Source organism: [Clostridium] celerecrescens 18A (assembly GCF_002797975.1).
Classification (GTDB): Bacteria; Bacillota; Clostridia; order Lachnospirales; family Lachnospiraceae; genus Lacrimispora; species Lacrimispora celerecrescens.
Genome location: NZ_PGET01000001.1, coordinates 3,366,977 through 3,387,517 on the forward strand (window position 1 = coordinate 3,366,977; position 20,541 = coordinate 3,387,517).

At 45.3% G+C, this 20,541-nt stretch carries 16 protein-coding genes and 1 tRNA gene; 1 reads left to right on the top strand and 16 read right to left on the bottom strand.

What is annotated here, in order from left to right:
* Positions 1 to 108 precede the first annotated feature (108 nt).
* Complete coding sequence (gene uvrB, locus H171_RS15305) at positions 109 to 2,094, bottom strand: excinuclease ABC subunit UvrB (protein WP_100305932.1); 1,986 nt, start codon at positions 2,092 to 2,094, stop codon at positions 109 to 111.
* 158 nt (positions 2,095 to 2,252) lie between these two features.
* Between uvrB and H171_RS15310 the strand changes: the two genes are divergently transcribed.
* Positions 2,253 to 3,275: a threonine aldolase family protein gene (locus H171_RS15310; protein ID WP_100305933.1), complete on the top strand. Its 1,023-nt coding sequence runs from the start codon at positions 2,253 to 2,255 to the stop codon at positions 3,273 to 3,275.
* A gap of 97 nt (positions 3,276 to 3,372) precedes the next feature.
* On the opposite strand, the gene H171_RS15315 is transcribed toward H171_RS15310, so the two are convergent.
* The 15 genes from H171_RS15315 to H171_RS15390 form a co-directional block, all read right to left on the bottom strand.
* Positions 3,373 to 4,677 (bottom strand): S41 family peptidase, encoded by a 1,305-nt coding sequence (locus H171_RS15315; RefSeq protein WP_100305934.1) that lies wholly within the window; start codon positions 4,675 to 4,677, stop codon positions 3,373 to 3,375.
* Positions 4,678 to 4,725: 48 nt separating this feature from the next.
* Positions 4,726 to 4,950: a M23 family metallopeptidase gene (locus H171_RS25095; RefSeq protein ID WP_456300621.1), complete on the bottom strand. Its 225-nt coding sequence runs from the start codon at positions 4,948 to 4,950 to the stop codon at positions 4,726 to 4,728.
* Between the two features lie 256 nt (positions 4,951 to 5,206).
* Positions 5,207 to 6,115 (bottom strand): permease-like cell division protein FtsX, encoded by a 909-nt coding sequence (ftsX, locus tag H171_RS15330; protein ID WP_025231465.1) that lies wholly within the window; start codon positions 6,113 to 6,115, stop codon positions 5,207 to 5,209.
* Positions 6,105 to 6,791, bottom strand: coding sequence for a cell division ATP-binding protein FtsE (gene ftsE / locus H171_RS15335; protein ID WP_025231464.1), 687 nt, complete (start codon positions 6,789 to 6,791; stop codon positions 6,105 to 6,107). Before ftsE ends, ftsX begins: the two co-directional genes overlap by 11 nt.
* Positions 6,792 to 7,010: 219 nt before the next feature.
* Positions 7,011 to 8,099, bottom strand: coding sequence for a PucR family transcriptional regulator (locus H171_RS15340; RefSeq protein WP_025231463.1), 1,089 nt, complete (start codon positions 8,097 to 8,099; stop codon positions 7,011 to 7,013).
* Between the two features lie 103 nt (positions 8,100 to 8,202).
* Positions 8,203 to 9,315, bottom strand: a complete 1,113-nt coding sequence (locus H171_RS15345) for an ABC transporter ATP-binding protein (RefSeq protein WP_100305936.1) — start codon at positions 9,313 to 9,315, stop codon at positions 8,203 to 8,205.
* A gap of 515 nt (positions 9,316 to 9,830) precedes the next feature.
* Positions 9,831 to 10,415 carry a class I SAM-dependent methyltransferase gene (locus H171_RS15350; RefSeq protein ID WP_054791550.1) on the bottom strand — a complete coding sequence of 195 codons (585 nt, stop codon included), beginning with the start codon at positions 10,413 to 10,415 and terminating at the stop codon, positions 9,831 to 9,833.
* A 28-nt stretch (positions 10,416 to 10,443) separates the two neighbouring features.
* The gene (locus tag H171_RS15355; protein ID WP_100305937.1) at positions 10,444 to 11,283 is read right to left on the bottom strand and encodes a CvfB family protein; all 840 of its coding nucleotides are present in this window, start codon (positions 11,281 to 11,283) and stop codon (positions 10,444 to 10,446) included.
* A gap of 1 nt (position 11,284) precedes the next feature.
* Positions 11,285 to 12,010: an acyl-[acyl-carrier-protein] thioesterase gene (locus H171_RS15360; RefSeq protein ID WP_100305938.1), complete on the bottom strand. Its 726-nt coding sequence runs from the start codon at positions 12,008 to 12,010 to the stop codon at positions 11,285 to 11,287.
* 179 nt (positions 12,011 to 12,189) lie between these two features.
* Positions 12,190 to 12,262, bottom strand: a tRNA-Gln gene (locus H171_RS15365).
* Between the two features lie 235 nt (positions 12,263 to 12,497).
* A complete protein-coding gene (locus tag H171_RS15370) occupies positions 12,498 to 14,252 on the bottom strand; it encodes a hypothetical protein (protein ID WP_157803171.1) in 1,755 nt (584 codons plus the stop codon).
* Positions 14,253 to 14,369: 117 nt separating this feature from the next.
* A complete protein-coding gene (locus tag H171_RS15375) occupies positions 14,370 to 15,542 on the bottom strand; it encodes a glycoside hydrolase family 88 protein (RefSeq protein ID WP_100305940.1) in 1,173 nt (390 codons plus the stop codon).
* 18 nt (positions 15,543 to 15,560) lie between these two features.
* Positions 15,561 to 17,303, bottom strand: coding sequence for a DUF2264 domain-containing protein (locus tag H171_RS15380; protein WP_100305941.1), 1,743 nt, complete (start codon positions 17,301 to 17,303; stop codon positions 15,561 to 15,563).
* Positions 17,304 to 17,338: 35 nt separating this feature from the next.
* Positions 17,339 to 18,802, bottom strand: coding sequence for a sulfatase family protein (locus H171_RS15385; protein ID WP_100305942.1), 1,464 nt, complete (start codon positions 18,800 to 18,802; stop codon positions 17,339 to 17,341).
* Between the two features lie 62 nt (positions 18,803 to 18,864).
* Positions 18,865 to 20,514, bottom strand: coding sequence for a type 2 periplasmic-binding domain-containing protein (locus H171_RS15390; protein ID WP_100305943.1), 1,650 nt, complete (start codon positions 20,512 to 20,514; stop codon positions 18,865 to 18,867).
* Positions 20,515 to 20,541: the final 27 nt, after the last annotated feature.

The window sequence follows — 20,541 nt, forward strand, 5'->3', positions numbered from 1 at the left end:
GCCGATGACGTTCTAAGACTCCTGCCTTAGATGCATCCATTGAGATTTTACTCTTATTGAGAATCATTGTCAATACCATTCATCTGTTCCAGCAACATTTTTATTTCTTTAATCTTCCATCTCCTGAAGCATCTTTTTAACCTGAACCATCCGGTCACGCAGCTTTGCCGCTTCCTCAAAGTTAAGTTCTGCCGCTGCCTGGTGCATCTTCTTTGTAAGCTCCTTGGAAAGCTTTTCCAGTTCCTTGACATCCATGGATTCCGGATCCTTCTTAAAGTCCTTCTCATCCTCAATGGCTGCCTTTGAGATCGCGATGAGATCGCGAACCGACTTTTTGATGGTAGTAGGAGTAATTCCATGTTCCTCATTATAGCGCTGCTGGATGGCCCTCCTTCGGTTGGTCTCCTCAATCGCCACACGCATGGAATCCGTTACCTTATCTGCATACATGATTACATGACCTTCGGAGTTTCTGGCCGCCCTTCCAACGGTCTGGATCAGGGATGTTTCCGAGCGGAGAAACCCTTCCTTATCCGCATCCAGAATGGCCACCAGGGTGATCTCCGGAATATCAAGGCCCTCACGCAGCAGGTTGATTCCCACCAGCACATCAAACACATCAAGACGCATGTCCCGGATAATTTCGGAACGCTCCAGAGTATCAATGTCGGAGTGAAGATATTTTACCCGGATCCCCACTTCTCTCATATAATCGGTCAGATCCTCGGCCATACGCTTGGTCAGAGTTGTGATCAGCACTTTGTTTTTCTTCGCTACTTCCTTATTCACCTCGGAAACCAGGTCATCAATCTGTCCTTCCACCGGCCTGACATCGATTTCAGGGTCAAGAAGTCCAGTCGGCCGGATGATCTGCTCCACTCTTAAAAGCTCATGCTCTGCCTCGTAAACAGATGGTGTGGCGGAAACGAACATCATCTGATTGATCTTGGATTCAAATTCCTCAAAATTCAATGGCCTGTTATCAAGGGCTGACGGAAGGCGGAAGCCAAAATTCACAAGCGTTGTCTTTCTGGAACGGTCTCCCGCAAACATGCCCCGAACCTGAGGAAGGGTGATGTGGGATTCATCTACCATGATCAGAAAATCCTCCGGAAAATAATCGATCAGAGTACAGGGCGGCTCTCCTTGCTTGCTTCCAACCAAATGTCTGGAATAGTTTTCGATTCCGGAACAAAAGCCGGTTTCCTTCATCATCTCCACATCAAAATTCGTCCGTTCCGAGATCCGCTGTGCCTCTAAGAGCTTGTCCTCACTCTTAAAATAAGCTACCTGCTCCTTTAGTTCATCCAGGATGGTCTGAGCGGCCCGCTCCATTTTCTCCCTGGACACAACGTAATGGGATGCCGGAAATATGGCCACATGCCCCAGATCCGCCCGGATCTCTCCTGTCAGTGTATCTATCTCTGTAATGCGTTCTACTTCGTCTCCAAAAAACTCGATCCGGTATGCCTCGCTGCCGGAATAGGCCGGGAAAATCTCCAACACATCTCCCCTTACCCGGAAGGTACCACGCCGGAAATCCATATCATTCCGGTCATACTGGATATCGATCAGCTTATGGACCACTTCATCCCGGTCCTTGATCATGCCAGGCCTTAAGGAAATAACCATTTCCTTATAATCGATGGGGCTTCCCAAGCCGTAAATACAGGAAACCGATGCCACGATAATCACATCGCTCCGCTCCGAAAGAGCAGCCGTGGCCGAGTGCCGCAGCTTATCAATCTCATCATTAATCGCCGAATCCTTCTCAATATAGGTATCTGTAGAAGGCACGTAAGCCTCCGGCTGGTAATAATCGTAATAGGAAACAAAATACTCTACCGCATTATCAGGAAAAAATTCCTTGAACTCGCCGTAAAGCTGGGCTGCAAGCGTCTTATTATGGGCAATGATGAGAGTGGGCCGCTGCAGCTTCTGGATTACATTTGCCATGGTAAACGTCTTTCCAGAGCCGGTAACTCCTAATAATGTCTGGAATTGATTGCCCTCTTTGAATCCTTTCACAAGCTGGTCAATGGCCTCAGGCTGATCACCGGTAGGAGCATATTCTGAATGTAACATAAAGTCCATGATTATTTCACCTCCAACAATGTCTATCTCAGCCAATTATAGCATATGGCCGTAAAAAAGTATAGCGAAACAGGGAACATCTGTTCTTTTAGTATTGTAATTCTCCTTCTTTTAGTATATCATACATCCTATACTATCAAACAGCAGGAGGACTATTTATGTACAGTTTTAATAATGACTATAGCGAAGGGGCTCATCCAAAAATTTTAGAAGCCATGATCAATGGCAACTTAATCCAAAAAACCGGATACGGAATGGATGACAACTGCAGCAGTGCCCGCGCCCTCATCAGAAAGGAAATCGGCAGAGAAGATGCAGATGTCCACTTTATTGTAGGCGGCACCCAGTCCAATCTGATCACCATCGGTACAGCTCTGCGCCCCTGGCAGGCAGTCATTTCCACGGATAAGGGTCATATAAACGTTCATGAGACAGGAGCCATTGAAGCCACCGGGCATAAGGTCTTAGCCATGCCAAGCAAAGACGGAAAGCTGACTCCTGCCCATATCAAGAAAGCACTGGACCTTCACACTGATGAACACATGGTACAGCCGAAAATGGTCTATATCTCCAACTCAACGGAAATTGGTACCCAATACAGCAAAGCAGAGCTGGAAGCTCTTCACCATATCTGCCGACAGAAGGGGTTGTACCTGTTTTTAGACGGAGCTCGCCTTGGAGCGGCGCTCACAAGTTCTGTAAACGATTTAACTTTGCAGGATATTGCAAGGCTTACCGATGTATTTTATATTGGCGGAACGAAAGGAGGCGCGTTGTTTGGAGAAGCCCTGGTAATCTGCCATCAGGATTTAAAACCGGACTTCCGGTTTATGGTAAAGCAGCGGGGAGCCATGTTGGCAAAGGGCTGGCTCTTAGGGATCCAGTTTGAAGAGCTGTTTTCCAACAACCTCTTCTATGATTTAGCCTCTCACTCAAATGAGATGGCAGCCATCCTGAGAAAAGGAATTGAAGCATGCGGATATTCCTTTTACTCTGACTCCATGACAAACCAGCTTTTCCCCATCCTTCCTGACCAGGTGATTGCAAAGCTGGAAAAAGACTTCCTCTTTTCGGTTCAGGAGCGGATCGATGACAGCCATACCGCCATCCGGCTGGTTACCTCCTGGGCTACCAGCGAAGAAGCATGCCGCCGGTTTGTCAGTCTTCTGGAAACATGCTGATGGAAGAAGCTATATATAAAAGATAAAACCTTCTATGGCCAGCAATTTAAATTTGCCGGCCATAGAAGGCTTTTTCCTTTTACAATCTAGTTAAAATCTAATGATTTTCATTCAGCACTTTTATAGCTTCCGCAAGCTGATTGTCTTCACTATGCTCTATTTTGATCTTTGTTTTTAACTCTTCTTTTAAATCAACTGTAACATCAGGCTCCAAACCTTTTCCATGGAGGTCAAAGCCGCTTGGCGTGTAGTAATGAGCCACAGTCATCTTAATAGCCGTACCATGGTCTAGAGGAAACAGTGTCTGGACGATTCCTTTTCCAAAGGTTTTTGTACCCACAAGTTCCGCCCTTCCATAAGCCTTTAGCGCCCCGGAAAATACTTCGGAGGCACTGGCGGACTGACCATTGACTAAAACTGCCATGGGGATATCTACCTTATGACCGTCAGAGGCGTAATACTGCTCTCCTTCTCCGTTCTTATCTGCCATATAGACCAGGAGCGTTTTATTCTTCTTGGTTTTTTCCAGGTTGGGATTATCAATTACCAGATCGTCCGGAAGGATATAATCCAGCATGGAAACCACCGCATCCACAACTCCTCCAGGATTGTTTCTCAAATCCACGATCATCTTTTCCATACCCTGTTTTTCCAGATCATCAATGGCGCTCTTAAACTGACCTGCTGTAACCGTATCAAACTGACTGACCGATATATATCCGATATTGTCTGCCAGCATTTCATGCTCCACCGTAGGAACTGTGATCTGACGGCGCTCCATTGTCATATCAATGTAGGCTCCGGTATCTGGACGAAGAACTGTAACGATTACCGACGTTCCTTCTGCCCCTTTGATATGATCCTTTACCACCAGCTCCAGATCCATACCGGTCATTTCCTCATCGCCCACCTTGTAGATCAAGTCGCCTGGCTGCATTCCTGCCTCAGCCCCAGGTGTTCCTTCAAAGACCTTAGTCACCGTAATGATTCCAGTTGCAGCACTCTGGCTGACCATGACTCCGATCCCGCAATATTCTCCAGCCGTATCCTCTACTAACTTTTCATACTCGTCTGCGGTATAATAGACCGTATAAGGATCCTCAAGTCCATACAGCATTCCCTTGTATATCCAGTCTTCCACATTTTTCGTATCTTCATTAAAGAGATAATACTTATCGATCACGCTCTGAATCGTCTGGATTTTGGCTACGATCCGGTTCATATCCAGGTTGCCTTCCTGATTTTCTGCCTGAACGGATTCGGCTGTCTGACCCTTTCCGTCAATTGCAGCCCTGCCAATCAGAAAGATTCCCAAAGACATACCCACAATTACAAGACCTGCCAATGTGGTCAGAAGCGCTCCTACTAGGGCGCCTTTCCAAAATTTATTCTTACTTTCCACTGTTATTCTCCTATCTAGCTCTTTATGGGCTTGCGCATTTCACCGGATTTACATGGAAGCTGTCTGCCTGATCTCAAAATGGAGATAAGGTCCTGTGGAATATCCAGTATAACCCACATTTGCAATTACCTGCCCCTGCCATACTTCCCGCTTACCAATAACCGCAAACGGTGCATATAAACGGCATAAACTTCTCCGCCAAAAGAGATTATGATATATGCCGGCAGAATAACTGTATGTAGATATAGCCGCTTCCAGCGTTAATAACCGCAATGTTCCGGCTTAACGCGGGCAGAGCCATATAAATTTAATATTCCCCATACCAACCGTATTATACGTTTTCCGGCCTGCTTCGCTGCAGCGATGGTTTTTTTCGGCTCAGAAAAGCTCTCTGTTGGGCCCCAATCTGTTTTCCGTAACTGGAAAGCTGAGAATTTTTTCCTTGGCCGGATATCACTCTCCGGCATTTTTCTATCATATGCAGCAATGCTGCCAATATATTCCACGTTCAAAAGTTGGAAACTGGCCCTTATACTTTTAAATGCTTCCGGATAGTAAAGAAGCTTACAAAAAAACCGATTCCAACGCCAAGGGCCAGCGCCGTTGCCGCCATATAAGGGAATATGGCTTCCACCGGAAGGAACTGAAACAGCCCTGATAAGATGCTGAACTTTGTGACCACGTATTCAACCGTGGACCGATAAAGGAAATAAATCGATATCAGAGGAATGCAGGCTCCCACCAGTCCGATGATAATTCCTTCCACCACAAAGGGTGCCCGGATCATATAATTGGTGGCGCCAATTAATTTCATGATCTGGTTTTCATTCTTCCGGAAAGCCGCTGCCACTGATATGGTATTGCTGATCAGGAATATAGCTACTGCCAGCAAAACGCCGATGATCAGCATGGAAAGAACTCCAATCACCTTGCTTAAGCTATTCATTCCCTCTGCTGCGGTTTTGGAATAATTAACCTTTCTGACACCTTCAATGTTCTTTAACCAGTCAACAACCTGGTCCTGATCCACCAGGTCCTTTAAAAATATGGTATAAGAAGCTGAATTGGCCAGCGGGTTGTCTTCCTCAAATCCTTCCGCAAGATCCTGCATATCACCGAAGTATTCCTGCTTCGCATCCGCCCATGCATCCTCTGCCGATGTGAATGTCACTTCCTTCACATCGTCTCTGGCTTTGATCTTATTGCCGATTTCCTTGATCTTATTCGAATCCAGCCCATCATCAAAAAACACCGTGATTCCCACCGTGCTTTCCGTATTCTTAATCACATATTGCACGTTAATAACAATAGAAAAAAACAGGCAAAACAAAAAGATGCAGGCAGAAACCGTTGCAATGGATGCCAGGGAAAACAAAATGTTCCTGCATATATTATTTACACCTTGTTTCAGGCAATACCAAAATGTACTAATTCTCATATGTATAACCGCCTTTTTTCTCGTCGCTTATGATGGTTCCACGGTCCATCACAATCACCCGTTTTTTCATTCGGTCTACAATTTCCTGGCTATGGGTGACAACGATTACCGTTGTTCCCAGCTTATTAACCTCATTTAATAGCTTCATGATCTCCATGGAGTTGTGTCCATCCAGATTTCCGGTAGGCTCGTCTGCCAACAGGATTTCAGGACGATTAATTAAAGCCCTTGCAATGGCGACACGCTGCTGCTCACCGCCGGATAACTGCTGAGGAAAAAATTTGTATTTTGAAGAAAGTCCCACCATCTTTAACATGGCGGGAACCGACTCTCTTATGTTTCTTGTTGATGCACCGATCACCCGCTGCGCAAAGGCTACATTTTCGTAGACATTCCGATCCTTTAGCAGACGGAAATCCTGGAAAACCATGCCAAGCTTCCGCCGGTATTTGGGAATGAAACCTCTGGGCATCTTGCTTAGATTCATATCGTTCACAACTATTTTACCGGAGGTAGGTTCCACCTCTTTTAACAGCATCTTTAAAAGTGTGGATTTGCCTGAACCGCTGCGGCCAATGATAAAAACGAATTCCCCGTCCTCAATGGTCATGCTGACATTTCGCAGCGCCTTATTTCCGGCCTCATATGTTTTGCTTACATTCCATAGTTCAATCATTTCAGTCCTCTAATTTTTGTGCTTTGATTACTTTTGCTTTTGGGCGGGTGGGGAAAAATCGAAATTGGGACCCTCTCCCCCGCAGTGAAACCTCGATTGCGCTTTGCACCATCTCGGTTAACGGGCTTCGCCCTATGAAAAGAGGCAGCTATACAACTGCTTTTGTGCAAGCACAACGCAGCTGTATAGCTGCCTCTTTCGCACTGCTCATAGCCAGCGTTAATAGTCCTGATTCTCCATATATTTCATGTATTTAACTACCATCAGGGCAATCTTAAAGGTGATGGCATCTTCAAATACACGCAGATCCAGGCCGGTACTCTTCTGAAGCTTGTCTAACCGGTAAACAAGGGTATTCCTGTGAATATACAGCTGTCTGGATGTCTCTGATACATTAAGGCTGTTCTCAAAGAATTTATTAATTGTTGTCAGTGTTTCATCATCGAAATCATCCGGTGACTTGCCGTCAAAAATCTCTTTGATGAACATACGGCACAAAGGCAGCGGAAGCTGATAAATCAGACGTCCGATTCCCAGTTTACTATAGGCAACCACATTTTTATTGCTATAGAAAATCTTGCCAACATCCATGGCCATCTTAGCTTCCTTATATGATCTGGAAACCTCTTTGATCTCGCTTACGATCGTACCAAATGCAATATGGACCTGAGTCATCGCCTCGGTATTGAGCATGTCCAAAACAGTATTGGCAGTCTTTTCCAGATCCTCGTAAGTTTCGCCTTCTTTTACTTCCTTAACAAGAATGATATTCTTCTCATCAACGGCAGTAACAAAATCTTTGGTCTTTGCAGCAAATAAGTTGCGAACGGTCTCCAGTGCGTTCACATCTTTTTCATGCTGGGTTTCAATAATGAATACAACTCTCTTGATGTTTGTTTCAATATGAAGCTTCTTTGCTCTGTTGTAGATATCCACCAAAAGCAGATTGTCAAGCAATAAGTTCTTAATAAAATTATCCTTGTCAAATCTTTCTTTATACGCAACAAGCAGGCTCTGAATCTGGAAAGCGGCCAGCTTGCCGACCATATAAACATCGTCACTTCCACCCTTTGCGAGAAGAATGTATTCTAACTGGTGCTCATCTAGCACTTTAAAAAACTGATATCCCTGGATTACCTGGCTGTCGGCCGGAGAATCCACGAACGCCAGGATTGAACTTTCATAATCTTCCGCATCAGGAAATGTGGTTGCCAGTACCTTTCCTTCTGTATCACAAATACACAGATCAATTCTCGTAATCCCTTTTAATCCTTCAATGGTTGTTTGAAGTATTTGATTCGAAATCATGGCATATTCTCCTTTTTCGTAAATTTACCTTATTATATATTAAAGCAAAAAGAAAAAAAAAGCAAGCGGGTAGAATAACCGCTTGCTTAAATTTTCATAAATTTTAGTTTAAAACTACGATTTCTGTATCTTTATCGAATACATGGATCTTTGTTAAGTCAAGAGCAAGCTTAATTGTATCCCCTGGTCTTGCAGTTGTACGAGGATTTACTCTTGCAGTAAAGTTTACATCTTCCACATCAAAGTATAAGTAAACTTCAGCACCTAATAATTCATAAACTCTGATCGTAGCGTCAATTACACTTTCCGGAGAAGATGCAAGGAAAGCTTCCTCATCATGTAAATCTTCCGGACGAATGCCTAATACTACAGTCTTACCGATATAACCGGCATCCACTAATTTTTTCGCTTTTCCTTCTGGAAGAGCGATTGTATTTCCGCCAAATGTTAAAGTAACGTCGCTTCCTCTCTTAGCTACAGTAGCTTCGATTAAGTTCATCTGAGGAGCTCCGATAAATCCTGCAACGAATTTATTACCTGGCTTATCGTATAAGTTCTGAGGAGAGTCAACCTGCTGGATAACGCCGTCCTTCATTACTACGATTCTGGTACCAAGTGTCATAGCCTCTGTCTGGTCATGAGTTACGTAGATAATGGTTGCCTGAAGTCTCTGATGCAGCTTGGAAATCTCAATACGCATCTGGCCTCTCAGCTTTGCATCAAGGTTGGATAAGGGCTCATCCATTAAGAAGACCTTTGGATTACGTACAATAGCACGTCCCATGGCAACACGCTGTCTTTGTCCACCAGATAAAGCCTTTGGTTTACGGTCTAATAAATGCTCAAGATCAAGGATTCTTGCAGCTTCATGAACCAGCTTATCAATTTCATCCTTTGGAGTTTTTCTCAGTTTCAGACCAAACGCCATGTTATCGAATACTGTCATATGAGGATACAGAGCGTAGTTCTGGAATACCATTGCGATATCTCTGTCTTTTGGCTCTACATCATTCATTAATTTTCCGTCAATGTAAAGTTCTCCGGAAGAAATGTCTTCCAGGCCTGCAATCATACGAAGAGTTGTGGATTTACCGCATCCAGATGGTCCTACGAAAATTACGAACTCCTTATCAGCAATATCCAGATTAAAGTCCTTAACTGCTTCAAATCCGTTAGGATATTTCTTGACGATGTTTTTCAGTGATAAACTAGCCATCTTACTAATCCTCCTAAAATAAAGTGTTTATGCTCTGATCTGAACCGACAGCTCTCATTGCTGCGGCCCTTGTTCTGAAACAATCATACATGAATTATTTTTCTTTTACCATATTGTTATTTACCAAAATACAATTCTGGCTTTTGGCTAATTTGTATAACGGGTTTTAAAAATGATTGAAACGTCAAAATATCAAGAGAAACGCTCCAATATTTCTGTTTATATTCGATAGCCAGGGAGTATTTTCGCCCTGTTTTGGTCAGAAATCACAAGACGGCGCCAATAATTTTGGCACCGTCTTGTAAAACTTATAGGTTATATTATGAAAACTAAAGAGATGTTTTCATAATCGGATGTACGGCAGTTAATGCACTGCCTTTTATCAGAAATCTAAAAAGCGATTTCTGATAAGTAGTATTATGAAAACTAAAGAGATGTTTTCATAATCGGATGTACGGCAGTTAAATGCACTGCCTTTTATCAGAAATCTAAAAAGCGATTTCTGATAAGTAGTATTATTGCTTTCTCACAAGTACGTTCAGCCATTTTACGTCAGAATGACCAGAACGTACATCCTCTGTTTCCCAAAGCTTTACGATCTCAAACCTTCCATTATCTCTTAAGAGTTCAGTCATGGAATCCGCCGTAAGGTCACAGAAATACCGTTTTCCTCTGAATCCCTCAAAGTCTCCCAGTTTAAAAGACATATAAAGAATTCCCTTATCATTTAAGGCCCTTGCTATCTTTGTAAGAATGTCAGAAAGTTCCTTCTTTGGAGTGTGAAGTAAGGATGCGCAGGCCCAGATGCCATCAAATACATTATCAAAATCTATTTGTTCAAATGTCATCTGAAGCACTTCCAGACCGGTATGGATTTCTGCCAGCTTACACATCTCTTCCGATGCATCAAGTGGTGTCACATCGTATCCCAGTTCATAGAAAGACAGGCTGTCCCTGCCTGATCCGCAGCCTAAGTCCAGAATCGTATCACCTTCTTTCAGAAGATCCAGAAATTCCTTCATAATTCCTGACATATCCTGGTTCACTGTTTCTTCAAATTCCTTTGCCGCATACTTATTATAATAGTCTATCGAGTCCAAAATAATCCTCCTGTTATCCTTTTACCCGTTATCTGATTCTCTCTATTTTACTTTCTGATATCCTGATTTTGCCTTCTTTCAGGAGATGTCCGATTGCCCGCTTAAATGCATTCTTACTCATAGAAAATTCCCGCTTGATGATCTCCGGATCCGCCTTATCAGTAAACGGCAGACTTCCGTCAAACTGCGTTTCTATAATCTCAAGAACCTTACCGGAATCCGTATCCATCTGGATATAAGCCTTCTGTCTTGGACTTAGATCCAGCTTTCCGTCTTCTCTTACCTTCGTTACCCTTGCAGTTACTGCATCGCCTTCCCGATAATTTTCAAAAACTTCTTTCCGGGGAATCAAACCGTAATACTTATGATCTACCGCTACAAAGGCTCCCAGGTTTTCATTGATTTCATAAATAATCCCGGCCACCTGATCATCCTTCTTATAAGGGGACTGATTGCTCATATAGGTATATACCCTCATAGTAGCCGCCAGACGTTTGCTTTTATCAATGTAAAGGGCCACTAGTACCTTCTCACCCTGCTTTACCTTATGGGTCTGCTCTTTAAAAGGAAGAAGCAGATCCTTTTCAAGCCCCATGTCGAGAAATGCACCGATTTTCCCAACTTCCTTCACTTGAAGCACAGCCGTCTCACCTGCCTGAAGCTTTGGTGATGCCGTAGTGGCTATCAACCGGTCTTCCGAATCCTTATAGATAAATACAGGGATCCTGTCTCCAGGCCCGGCTCCCTCCGGCACCTGTTTTTTGGGCAGAAGAACGGAAACCTCACTTCCTGCTTCCTCCCCCAGATAAACGCCGAACTCCTTGACCCTCTGAACGACCAGGGTCTGCATCTTTCCTAATTCAATCATGTTACATCCTCTCTGTTGTTCCCCGCAGCCAGATGACTGCGTAAGCTGCACCCTGTTCATCACACAGGGAAACCGTATATCCTTCCTCTGTCCGGCTTATGCGGGGATAAACTACATCTCCAAAGACTGCCGCTTTTTTATATTCCACTCTCAGTTCGGAAACCTCCATTTCATCCGGAAGCACCTCTCTGGCAATCTCCACATATTGAGCGTTATTGACATGATGATTCGTGTCAATATGATGCTTTCCAATGGTAACCGGCTCTATGTCTTCATATTCCTCCGGTAATTGGATCTTGCGTGAAGCATAATCCATGGAAAGCCGCTCTTCATTTCCGTTTCCATATCCCCGGAGGTCTTCCGGTTCAATTTTAACTGGACGCCCCTTTTCCGTATCAAACAAAAACCATACGGAATTAGCCCTTACAAGGTACTCTCCGGCCCGATCACATATGGTGAAATTCCGGTATCCGTAGAATCCCTTAAAATCATAAGGCCAGGTACCTACCACAATCTCCTCTCCCAGCACGGGATAACGGTCCACCACGATCTGCCAGGAGGAAAGCCACCAGGCCTTATGCCGGTCTGTTAAGTAAGAAATCCCAAGACCAATATCCTCAGACTGAAACGTAGAACAGTCCTGGAGATAATTCATAATACCTGTTAAAGTCAGTTTTCCGCATTCATCTGTCTCACTGTAGCGGACCCTGCTGCCAAATGTATACATTACACACCTCTCATCAAAATTATATAACATTATAAAGCATTTTCATGCTCTTGTCCAGATAAACCAGAAAGAACCCTGTCCCGTTTTTTTGAGAAATACTATCAAATAGGAAAGCTTTAACAGTAACTTAACAACCGGTAATACAAAAAACGGAACCTTATAGGGTTCCGTTTTTCAGACTGGGCTACAAGGATTCGAACCTTGAAAATGACGGAGTCAGAGTCCGTTGCCTTACCATTTGGCGATAGCCCAAAAATCTATTTTTTACCACTAGTTTCATATTCTATCACAAGCATCGTCATATTTCAACACAAATATCCAAAGTTTTTATAGAAACTTTTAATTTATGACCAGTTAAGTCATAGAAAGGCAGCCGCTCACAAGCTGCTGCCTTTTTTCTCTTTCCATGATGTCATGTATAATCCTGTAATTTTTATTTGAAGTCGGCCCTTTTAGGTGATTATATTTTAGAAAAGCGTCATGAGAATCAGCAGACTCTTATGCTAAAACCTGTCTTCCCTTGGTGGGGACATAGCTGGACCCTAAGCGCCTGGAGACCTGGTACCAGATTAAAAATACGTTCCGTTCCATAGGGCAGATCCAGCCCATAAGGCGATTCCACCATGATGGCAGTATGTTCCTTTTGAATCTTTAAGGCATTTCCATGTTCAGACACAGCGGCTGGTTCATCTGCGCCGCTCACCACAGGACAGATCAGAATTCCCTCCTCAAATTCCGCACATATGCTCAGCCGGTTCTCTTCAAACTTGTAACAAAAACAATACTTCTGCTCTCTTCCCAGTGCCCTTTTATGATGAATATCCTTTAATATACCGCTGACAGTAACTGTATCTCCCTCTATGGAAATCCTGGCACAGTCTTCATAAAGGCTGCTGTAGAGAATCCCGGCCGTTTCCCCTTCGATTCTCAATGCCAGGCATTCCTGCCTGACCCGGAAGGGCGCTTGCATGTTGTTGGGTTCTTTCATATTATACAGGTTCATGCCGGCGCACAGTAACGTACCAGCCTGCTCATGATGAAGAAGCGACAGAGTTCCGCCGCTGGCATGGCCTCCAGGAAGATATTCCCAGTCATAGGCCGTCACCGTGGCTGTCATGGCCCCTTTTGTTACCAGCCAGCTTTCCACCTCCGGATAATACCGGATCTTTTCTTCCCTCTGCCGGGGCAGACGCACCTCTTCCTTCCCTTCTCTCCACAGTTCTCTATCTAAAACTCCCGCAAGCACCTTAGCGTGGGTAAACGTGTGGTGGATACAGGCTGCCTGACCTGCAAGTCTATAGTGGGGACCGCCAGCCAACAGACCGTCATGAGTACATTCGTTCAGAAGCTTCAAATTCTTTGCTGCTGCTAGAGCGAAGTCCTGATTCCGATCCGCCAGGAGCAGATACCCCAATCCGCAGCCATCGGATGTGCGGCTTCCCCAATAGCTCCATTTATAATTTCTGGTTCCAAAGCTGTTGTCCCAAGCACCGTTTTCCAGCAGAAAGGACAGATGAGCTCTCAACCCTCTTTCTGCGACTGCAAGCACCTCTTTATCTCCTTTTAAATGACCATAGAGTGCCAGCGACGGCAGTGTCTCCTCTACATTGTAACCGATATCAACCGGACGGCAACCCCTGGGACTTTTCCGTTCATGAGGTACTCCTTCCCCAAACAGCAATCCACGTTCCGTCAGCATAGCCTCGGCTATCTGTACCAGTTCTTCCGCCTTTCTTTTAAAACTCTCTTCCTGCAAAACCAGCCCGCATTCATACAATGCCAGAGCGTTAGATACCGGATAATTGATGTTATTATCCTTTAATGCATCAAACTGGTATAAGAATTCCGCCCCCTGCCTTAAACGCTGCTTCCATTCTTCTCTAGTCTTTTCAGAAAGAAGGTCTTCATGAAACAGCAGACAATCTGCAAGCTGAATAACATTAAAGACTGTGGTTCCTGTCCATCCGGAGTCGATATCATTTAAAAATGACCCATCTGCCTGGGAAACCGTTTGTTCAGCCCATGTAAAAAGTCTCTCAGCGGCAGCTACCCATTTCTCTTCCTTTTCCCTTGAAGCCATGCATAAAAATGGATACATGGCTTCAAAACAACGTCCATGGATCTTCCCACACGCAGGACATAAGAGTGCTCCATTAAGTCTGGGATCTCTAAAATTCTTTATTTGAAGGCGCAGCAGGGCTTCACACCATTCCTTTAAAAGGTCCCTGCATAGTTTTTCCATATCTTTTCCTGTCATTTTTCTACCATCGGCCCCTGTCTGAATATTTCACAATTCTTGATGCTTTGTTCTTCCTTTTTCCTGTATTCGGTTTAATCCGTTACTTTCACGGCCAATTCTTTACCAGTAAGGGTTCCAAGCGTTTTTTAATCTCACAAGCCCTTCCAGATAATAATAATCCCCCCAGAGATTGCATTCGTCGATGCCGTGATCGATGCAGTCGTTGTAGGGAGTCTTCCTTCCATATACCCCGTGCAAAAGCAGCCCATCGGATATTCTTTCCGATTTGGCGGCACAGGTGTTATAAAGAGCCTTTATCAGCCGCCGGGCAACCCCTGTATAATACAGGGCTTTTTCTTCCGGCAGATACTTGGCCATTTCCAGCATGCCGCAAGCTGCTACAGCCGCCGCAGAGCTGTCCCTTGGTTCCATGCTGCCGTCTTCAAAAGTAAAGTCCCAGTATGGAACTAGGTTACGGGGCAGATGCTCCATAAAATATTCGGTTACCTTTTCAAACAGACCAACATATTCCGGATTCTTCGTATAGCGATAGCTTAAAGCAATTCCGTAGATTCCCCATGCCTGGCCTCTGGACCAGGCGGAGTCTGCGGAGTACCCCTGGTGGGTGACTCCCCTTAGGGGTGCTCCTGTTTCCGGGTTAAAATAAAATGTATGGTATGTGGAGCAATCCGGCCGAATGAGCACTTTAAGGGCCGTATAAACGTGAGCTTCTGCCTTTTTTGCATACTCCCCATCCCCTGTCACCTCTCCGGCCCAGTACAACAGCGGAAGATTCAAAAGACAGTCTATGATCAGACGGTAATTGTCCGGTTCATCCAGCTTTCCCCATGCCTGCAAAAACTGTCCCTTTTCATGGAAACGCTCCAGAAGCTTATGGGCCGCCAGCAACGCTGTTTCCTTTGCCTTTTCGTCACCGGTTAATTTATAAGCTGCCACACAGGATGGGGTATAGAGAAAACCAAGATCATGAGTGTCCGTTTCGATCTGGTTCTCGATCCGGTACCGGAAATCGTCTACATGGGCAAACGCCGTCTGTTTCATCTCTTCATCCTTTGTGCATTCATAGGACAGCCACAACTGTCCCGTCCAGAAGCCATTGGTCCACTGATTATTTGATGCTTCCGTATAGAAATTGCCGGTGCTGAATATATGCTTAAATCCCCGTCCAAATCTGGACATGGAAAAACGGGTCTGTAAAACTGCAGTTTTCAGGGCCTCTTCCATTTCCGCCTGTGTCATCACTGGATAGCTTAATAATTCTTCTTTCTTCATAGTCCTCTCCATTCCTCTTCAGATTATGGTGCTTACGTTCAAATTCTGCCTTTTCTCACATTCCCCAAAGGTTTCAACGCTGGTCTTAATCAATGTCTCCCCCGGTTCAATAATCTTAACCAGCGCCGGGATCCTGGTATTTCTGTATAACAGGTTGGTATTGGGGGCAGCTTCGATTAGAAACGGTTCCATTACTCCTTCCAGTGAAACCAGGCGGCAGCCATGAAGGGGACTTTTCACTTCAATCAATCCCTTTCCCATCTCCACATTCAGACCTTCTTCCTGCAGGCTGACCGCAAATCCACAGTCATAGACAGTGAATTTTCTATCACTTTTTATCCTATGAATTCTCATATGTCCTTCCTCCACAGGCAAGATCTCCGTTACCACCGTAACGCCTGACAAGGGGCTCCATTGGGAAACGATCCGGTCCCCTTCTACCTGGTAACAGATGCTGCGGTGCCTGACGTAGACCCGTTCTTCTCCCTCCGGAACAAAAGCCAGCATGCTGTCAGGTGCCGTTTCCGAGAGAAGATCGCCGGAATGAGCCACAGAAAAGGCAAATGATGTGGAGTAGGCAAATTTTCCATACTTTTCTGTAAAATGCCCCAACAGATTTTTCCCATAAACGGCAGGCACATAGGCCGTCACTTCTTTTCCCCGATGTTGTATGAGCATATCTGCTCCTGGAATCCTGTGAAGACACTTCAACCCTGGAAGATCTTCCTCCTCAGCTTCCCAGTAGGGATGAGTATCAGGAAGCGCCAGCAGAAGAAAAGTCTTCATGCACCAGTAGGGGCTTCCCGGAGCATTGTACCGTTCTGCCATGGTCAGGTTGGGATAGGCGTATCCTACGCTTAAGGTCCCGTCTCCGGCAAAAATATCCTGGACCAGCCAGTATCTGATGTTCCGGTTGATTACGCCCTTGATCACGCCGGGTTCAAAGGCCTGAATTCCTGAAAACAAGGTTGCCGGCCAGAATGCTGCCTGTGCAAAACGATAAAGCAGAGAACGCCCATATGGAATCGCCCTGCCATATTCATCAAACCAATAAATATAATCACCAGAAAATTCCAGAGCCCGTTGCTTAAACCGAAGACACCTTGTTAAATCCTCTCCTTCTGCAAATACTGCATACAATAGGCTGTAAAACTGCATGGCAAAGGCGCTGTAATAGTCCTTTTGCTCCGACACCCCATCCACATACCAGCCGTCTCCCAGATAACATTCCTCCAGATAGTCCAGATCACACCGGAGCTGTCTTTCGCTGTACGGTCGGCCTACTGCCTTTAAAGCCAGATTGACCAGAATTCGAAAGTAATACCAATTGCATTTGGGAAGCTCATGGTTATTGATCTGATACAGCCACGAGCTGAAATTTTCTTTTTCTGCCTCCTCAAGAGGCTCCCACAGCATCTGGGGAGTAAGCAGCAGCCCAAAGGCCATAGGCGCCATTTCTACAAAACGCTGGTCGCAGTCTTCACAGTCCCCCCAGTATTCCGGACTTTCCGGATCAGTACCGACCGCAATTCCTTTCCGGTATGCATCCTCAAACATCTTATCGCGTCCACCGCCTGCCCAGAAAGGAACCAATCCCCATAATGGGCGTGCAATCGCTTCTATTTCTATTACCTTTTGGGAATATCCGGCTCCGGCGCCTGAAAGCCTGATTCCCGCGCCTGTGGTGCTGAATTTTACCCGGAGGGGATTGAGCATTTCTATAAACAGATTCTGATAGTCCTTCTTTGTCTTAAGCCGCATTCCCATCTTCCCTTCTCAAATGATTCTTTATCATGTTACACCACAGGAAACTTTTCGTACCTGTCCCGGAATCCTTGACCGTCAAAGGATTCCAATGTGATCAGATCCCCGGTGGCTTTCATATGGGAGGCCAGATGTTCTGCCAAGGTTTTTGCAATTCCGTCATATTCCCGGTCAAACATCAGATTGTTCGTCTCCTGTACATCCGTTTCCAGATCATACAGCTCATAATACGTCTCATCCTTAAATAAATCTACAATCAGCTTATAGCATCCCTGCACTATACAGCGTTGAAAATTAGACCTGGATCCGTTTCCATCGTACTGGATCAATGCAACCCCCCCGTTTTCATCTTCCTTTTCTCCTTTAAGCAATGACATCAGCGAAGCCCCGTCCATTTCGTTTCCGGCCTCCATGTGCAGATATTCACACAGGGTGGGCAATACGTCAATGTGGCTTACCACCTGATTGTAGGACTTTCGGGCCGGAACAAAAGACTTGGGAAATTTTATGTATAACGGTACCCTTGCCGATTCCTCGTACATACACATCTTTTGGAACAAGCCGTGGGATCCCAGCATTTCTCCATGATCACTAGTAAAGAGAATCAGGCTTTCTTCATAAATCTCCTGGTGTTTCAGCTCTTCCAGAATTCGTCCGACGCAGTGATCCAGCAAGCCCACCAGGCCAAGATAAACCCTCCAGGCCTCGTTCCAATGTTCCCTGCTGTAGCGGGTTCCAGCAATTCCTGTGACATTATACATCTGAAGTGGAGACTGTCTAGGATAATACTTCCCCACATTTTCCGGCAGCCGGAAGTCCTCTGTACTTACCTTTCCATACCAGGGTTCGGGAATGTGCAGCGGCGGATGAGGAGCTAGAAACATGGCGTTTAACAGCAGCGGCTTCCTGGAATCCCGGTTTTTCAGCCCTTCCAGAGCTTTTTCCGTAAAATAGGAATCAAAATAATACATGTCTCCCGGTTCATACCGCCCTGTTTCCGCATTGGAATAGCTGCTTACTCTGGTAACCTTCCCATCCACCATTTCAGCAGCCTTGGTGCGAAACCTTGGACCACCAGGCATTGGTTTTCCGGCTTTATTTAAAAACTCCTTATAACTTTTTTCCGTTGAAAGCCAGCGTGTCCCGGAATCCACGCGGTCCTCCGGTTTCCCGCCTTCCGTAAATAAATGCTGTTTGCCACTGTGTATACTATCCCAATCCTGTTCCATGATTGTGTATAAATAGTTTATTCCTGTCCTGACGTGCCCGTATCTGGCATCAGCCGGCTCCCACGGATTGATCAGAGAGCCGTTTCTGTTGGGATAGGTTCCGGTGAAAAAAGCTCCCCGGGCGGGCACGCACAGAGGGGAGGCGCAGTATGCGCGGCGAAAGGAGGTTCCTTCTTCTGCAATGGAATCAATATTGGGAGTAAATCCTCTGCCCAGCACATCGCAACGCAGTTGGTCCGCCATGATGATGATAACATGTGGTTTCATTTGCCTTGTCTTCTCCTTTTTTTATAAAGAGCCGTACATAAGTGCGGCTCTTTTTCCTTTTACTATTCTGCGGAATAGCGGTCATATGCATCTTTATAGATCTGAATGTACTGTTCCACGTTCATGTCTTTAAGCTTTTTCTGGAACCCTTCCCATTCGTCTTCCACTCCGCCTTCCACAATCCATCCGGCATACTTCTGAGACACATAGGAATCAATGTCCGTCTGCAATACGCCGATTTCCTCAATTTCATCCTCTGTAAACAACACGTTGGGATACATTTCACCGGCAGGCACATTATATTTGGAGTAGAACGAATCAAGTTCCTTCCTCTCCGTTAAGTTGGCATTTAAATCTAGCTTATCAATAACGGGTTTCATGACCGCAAAGGTTCCGTCATTTCCCGGACTGTAGTCGTGGATTGCCGTATCCAGGGTTACTCCCTCCGGAAGCTGCATCTGATGATAGCGGCCTTCAGCAGTCTTTTCCATCACGCGGCCCAAAAGGCCCTGGCAGATTTCCAAGGACACCCCCGGATCATAGGACTGATCAATCCAGCGCATCAGCACTTCCGGCTGTTCTGCTTTACTGGTAATTGCAAAGGAACCCTTGGAAATGATCTTCGCATCTACCGTTCTCCAGATTCGCTGTCCGTTGGTATTGACAAGGGGTGCCATGACCACATAATCATCTTTGTTCGCCGCCGCAGTGGCATTGCCGCTCCAGCCTAAGAACATGCCCACGATCTTGCCAGGATCCTGGATCTTGGCTACATAAATGTTAAAATCATGGGTGAACGCCTCCTTGTCCACCAGTCCCTTTCCGTACAGAGAGTGAAACCAGGAAATAGCTTCCTTATATGGTTCTGTAGACGGTGTATAGACAACCTCCCCGTCATTGACCACAAAATGATAGATGTCATCCAGCTGTCCGAAGGTTCCAAACAGGGACTGGATCCCCTGCTGGCGGTTATATGGATCGCTGGAGCTCATGCGGAAGGTAAAGGGAATTTCATCGTTAGGATTTCCGTTTCCATTAGGATCTCTGTCTTTGAATGCCTGCAAAACGGCTTCCAGCTCTTCCTTTGTTTCTGGAACTTCCATTCCCAGATTATCAAGCCAGGTCTTATTAATGAATAGCTTGTCATGGGTTGTTGGATTCAGTTCGTTGATGGTGGGCAGAGAGTATATATTGCCGTCCGGCGCAGTGATCTGTTTCCTGTACTGGGGATTCTCATCCAGAATTGCCTTTAAATTTGGTGCATACTGGTCAATTAAATCATTTAACGGGATCAGCATTCCCTGTGACGCATATTTGATAATATCCACATCTTTTAAAATGTCCTGTCCATAAAATGCGTCCGGAAGAGTATTGCTCGCAAACAACAGACTCTTCTTCTCATTCCAGCCGTCGTCTGAGGACATATTCCAGTTAATGATCACATTTGTTTCCTTCTCCAGCTTCTGGAAAAACTCCAGTTCCTTAAAGTTCTTATTCTTTTGTGTGCTGGCTGCAATTTCATAGGTGACCGGTTCGTTTACAATGGGAAGGCCATCCATATTTACCTCAAATGCCATCTGCTGCCCTCCTGCCACTGATGAATTGGAAGCTTGCGGCGCTGTGGCATCATTAGTTGCTTTTGGAACGCAGGCAGTTAAGGCCAAAGCCATAACCGTGATTGCAAGCAGTGTGTTCAAAAATCTCTTTTTCATTGCTTTCCTCCTGAATTATATAGTTTT